We start from the raw sequence: 3,346 nt of genomic DNA on the forward strand, positions 1-3,346 counted from the left end.
GGCCGGGCCAGCAAGGGCGTAAAAGCTCGCCATGCACATCGCCCCCGACATCATCAGCCTGATCGGCAACACGCCGCTTCTCACCCTGAAGGGGCCCAGCGAGGAAACCGGCTGCACCATCCTGGGCAAGGCCGAATTCCTCAACCCCGGCGGCAGCGTGAAGGACAGAGCGGCGCTGGGCATCATCGAGGATGCGGAAAAGGCGGGCCTGCTGAAACCGGGCGGCATCATCGTTGAAGGCACCGCCGGCAACACCGGCATCGGCCTTGCCGTGGTTGGCGCCGCGCGCGGATACAAGACGATCATCGTGATGCCCGAAACCCAGAGCCGCGAGAAAATGGACACGCTGCGCGCGCTGGGGGCCGAACTGGTGCTGGTGCCGGCGGCACCCTATGCCAACCCCGGCCATTATGTGCACACATCGCGGCGCATCGCCGAAGAAACCCCGGGCGCGATCTGGGCCAACCAGTTCGACAATGTTGCCAACCGATTGGCCCATATCCGCACCACCGCGCCGGAAATCTGGCGGCAAACGCAGGGCCGCATCGATGGCTTCACCTGCGCGGTGGGTACCGGCGGCACGCTGGCCGGGGTGGCGCTGGGCCTGCGCGCCGAAAAACCCGATGTCATCATCGCGCTCACCGATCCCGAAGGCGCCGCGCTGTTCAACTGGTTTGCCCATGGCGAACTGAAGGCCGAAGGATCAAGCGTGTCGGAAGGCATTGGCCAGTCGCGCATCACCGGCAATCTTGATGGGCTGACGGTTGATGCCCAGTTCCGGGTGCCGGATGCCGAGGGCCTCGCCTGGGTGCGCCGGCTGAACGCGGAAGAAGGCATCTGCCTTGGCCTGTCGTCCGGCATCAACGTGGCGGGTGCGGTGCGGCTGGCGCGCCAGATGGGTCCGGGCCATGTGATCGTCACCATCCTGTGCGACAGCGGGCTGCGCTATCTTTCGACCATCTACAATCCGGATTGGCTGGCGGCCAAGGGGCTTGCCGCAGCCTGACTCCAGGGCGTAGAATCAACGCTTGATGGATTTGCCCCCAACCTCGCCTGCATCCGATCTTCGCGCGCGTCGCAGCGGGGAACGCTTGCGCTGGGGCCTGACCGGCCTCGCAGCCGTTTTCCTGATCGTGCTGGTGGCCGCGGCTGGCCTGCGCCCGACCGGCCGCGAGGACAAACCCGGCGCCGGCGAGCCCTTGGCTGTGCTCGGCGTTGCCCCCGGCCCGGCCACAAGGCCGGTTGAAGATCAGTGATCAGCCCAACAGCGGCGCATATTCGGGGCGAATCGGCAGGCCCGGCGGGGGTCAATCCCATCCGAATCCGGGCCAATATGCCCCACAGACTTATCCACAGCCCAAATCACACACCGAAACACCATAGAACAAGGCAAGAACATCGTCCCATTTGGCCGTTTTCCACCAAGGATATCCCCATTTAAGCGGCCATTTGCCCATCAGATTCCATTGGCTCCCATCAAATCCCATGATACATCCGTTTTCCACAGCGGGTGTATGCGCCGTGCCGCCGTTCATCGACCCAGCAGTATCCGGGCGAAACTGGCTGCAACGGCGCCCTGCGGCAGGGGTATGGGGTGTCGGCAAATTCGTATCTTGGCTATGGACTGAACGCGGTTGACGCGAAGAGCCGGCTGTCTGTGCCGGCGACCTTTCGCGACGTTCTCACTGCGAAGTCCGGTGGCAAGCAGGTGCTGGTGGGGCCTGGCCACGCCGGCCGCCGCTGCCTGATGGCCTTTGACACGCTGTTTGCCGAACGGCTGCAGGCCGGCATCGACGAACGCCATGGCGATGCCGTTACCCCGGAAGCCTATGCCGAGCGCGCCTATCTGTTCGGCAGCGCCCAGCCCCACACCATTGATGATGCCGGCCGCATCGTGCTGTCGCCGGTGCTGCGCAAGATCAGCGGCATCAGCAGCCATGTCTGGTTTGTCGGCAGCTTCAACTATTTCGAACTGTGGGATCCGTGGGCGTTCAAGGCGCAGCCCGGCCTGCCCGAACTGCAACGCATCCAGATCGAGGCCGAACTCGAAATGCGCGGCCTGCCGATCGACGGGCCCGCCGCATGAACGGGCAAGCGCCTCATGTCCCGGTGCTGCTGGCCGAAGTGCTGGCCGCGCTCGCGCTGGAACCCGGCGACCTCTATGTCGATGCGACCCTGGGTGCCGGCGGTTATCTGCGCGCGGCGCGGCAGCAGGGTTTGGCCCACGCCTATGGCTTTGATCGCGATCCTGAAGCCCACGCCCTGAATGCCGATATCGCCGGTGCCGATGATGTCACCCTCATCCACCGGCCGTTTTCGGAGATGGTCGAAGGCTTGGCCGATCATGGCGTGACCGCGGTGGATGCCATCGCCTTCGATATCGGCGTGTCGTCGATGCAGATCGACACGGCGGAACGCGGCTTTTCCTTCCAGGCCGATGGCCCGCTCGACATGCGGATGAGCCAGGAGGGCATGAGCGCCGCCGATTTCGTCAACACTGCGGCCGAGGAAGAGATTGCCGACGTGCTCTTCCACCTGGGTGACGAGCGCGCCTCGCGCCGGATTGCGCGCGCCATCGTCGCCGATCGGCCCTTTGCCCGCACCAGCGAACTGGCCGGCCTGATCCGCCGCGTGCTGGGCCGGGGTGAGCCGGGCAAGGATTCCGCCACCCGCAGTTTCCAGGCGCTGCGCATCCATGTGAACGATGAACTGGGCCAGCTTGATGCCGGGCTGATCGCGGCCGAACGTCTGCTCAAGCCCGGTGGCCGGCTGGCGGTTGTCTCCTTCCATTCTGCCGAAGACCGGCGCGTGAAGAATTTCCTGCGTGACCGGTCGGGCAGCGCGCCCGCCGCCTCGCGCCACGCGCCGCTGGCGGCAGCATCACGCCCCGCCAGCTTTGAAAAACCGATGAAGGCCGTGCGCCCTTCGGCGGCTGAAATCGCGCGCAACCCGCGTGCCCGCAGCGCCACCTTGCGCAGCGCCGTGCGCACCGCGGCCCCCGCCTGGGGCGCCGCCGCCCATGGAGATCGCACATGAGGCAGCATCTGTCCGCCCTGTTGTGGATTACCGGCACCACCATCGTGGTCGCCGGCGCGCAGGTGATCACCACCCGCGCCGCCGCCGAGCGCCGCGCCGTGACCAAGTTGAACATCGAACTGGTGGAAAACACCGTGCGCGTGCGCGAATTGGAAGCCGAACTGCGCACCCGCGCCGGCCTGCCGGAACTGCAGCGCTGGAATGATGCCGTGTTCCAGCTGGCGGCGCCGCAGGGCGGGCAGATCCTGCGCTCGCCGGTGCAGCTGGCCAGCTTTGCCGCCCGGCCCGAATCCGCGCCGAGCGTGCAGTT

Annotated in this window: 6 protein-coding genes; 5 read left to right on the forward strand and 1 reads right to left on the reverse strand. The window is 66.2% G+C overall.

Annotated elements, in window-relative coordinates; all coding sequences use genetic code 11:
* Positions 1-31 precede the first annotated feature (31 nt).
* Both RT662_RS11165 and RT662_RS11170 read left to right on the forward strand, forming a co-directional pair.
* Complete coding sequence (locus RT662_RS11165; protein ID WP_313670781.1) at positions 32-1,006, forward strand: cysteine synthase A; 975 nt, start codon at positions 32-34, stop codon at positions 1,004-1,006.
* A gap of 25 nt (positions 1,007-1,031) precedes the next feature.
* The gene (locus tag RT662_RS11170; protein ID WP_313670782.1) at positions 1,032-1,256 is read left to right on the forward strand and encodes a hypothetical protein; all 225 of its coding nucleotides are present in this window, start codon (positions 1,032-1,034) and stop codon (positions 1,254-1,256) included.
* A 90-nt stretch (positions 1,257-1,346) separates the two neighbouring features.
* Here RT662_RS11170 and RT662_RS11175 read toward each other — a convergent pair whose 3' ends face one another.
* Complete coding sequence (locus tag RT662_RS11175) at positions 1,347-1,535, reverse strand: hypothetical protein (RefSeq protein ID WP_313670783.1); 189 nt, start codon at positions 1,533-1,535, stop codon at positions 1,347-1,349.
* A 59-nt stretch (positions 1,536-1,594) separates the two neighbouring features.
* Here RT662_RS11175 and RT662_RS11180 point away from each other — a divergent pair, with 59 nt between their 5' ends.
* The 3 genes from RT662_RS11180 to RT662_RS11190 form a co-directional block, all read left to right on the forward strand.
* Positions 1,595-2,086, forward strand: coding sequence for a hypothetical protein (locus RT662_RS11180; protein WP_313670784.1), 492 nt, complete (start codon positions 1,595-1,597; stop codon positions 2,084-2,086).
* Positions 2,083-3,036: a 16S rRNA (cytosine(1402)-N(4))-methyltransferase RsmH gene (gene rsmH / locus RT662_RS11185; RefSeq protein ID WP_313670785.1), complete on the forward strand. Its 954-nt coding sequence runs from the start codon at positions 2,083-2,085 to the stop codon at positions 3,034-3,036. The genes RT662_RS11180 and rsmH overlap by 4 nt, the downstream gene beginning before the upstream one ends.
* The coding region (locus RT662_RS11190; RefSeq protein ID WP_409530168.1) for a hypothetical protein at positions 3,033-3,346 on the forward strand (314 nt) is incomplete at its 3' end. The genes rsmH and RT662_RS11190, both read left to right, overlap by 4 nt.

It is taken from the genome of Sandarakinorhabdus sp. (genome assembly GCF_032115815.1).
In the GTDB taxonomy this organism is placed as follows: domain Bacteria; phylum Pseudomonadota; class Alphaproteobacteria; order Sphingomonadales; family Sphingomonadaceae; genus Sandarakinorhabdus.

Excerpts from the sequence above, each read along its gene's own strand:
- RT662_RS11165 (WP_313670781.1), top strand. The coding sequence starts at position 32 with ATGCACATCGCCCCCGACATCATCAGCCTGATCGGCAACACGCCGCTT.
- RT662_RS11170 (WP_313670782.1), top strand. The coding sequence starts at position 1,032 with ATGGATTTGCCCCCAACCTCGCCTGCATCCGATCTTCGCGCGCGTCGC.
- RT662_RS11175 (WP_313670783.1), bottom strand. The coding sequence starts at position 1,535 with ATGAACGGCGGCACGGCGCATACACCCGCTGTGGAAAACGGATGTATC.
- rsmH (WP_313670785.1), top strand. The coding sequence starts at position 2,083 with ATGAACGGGCAAGCGCCTCATGTCCCGGTGCTGCTGGCCGAAGTGCTG.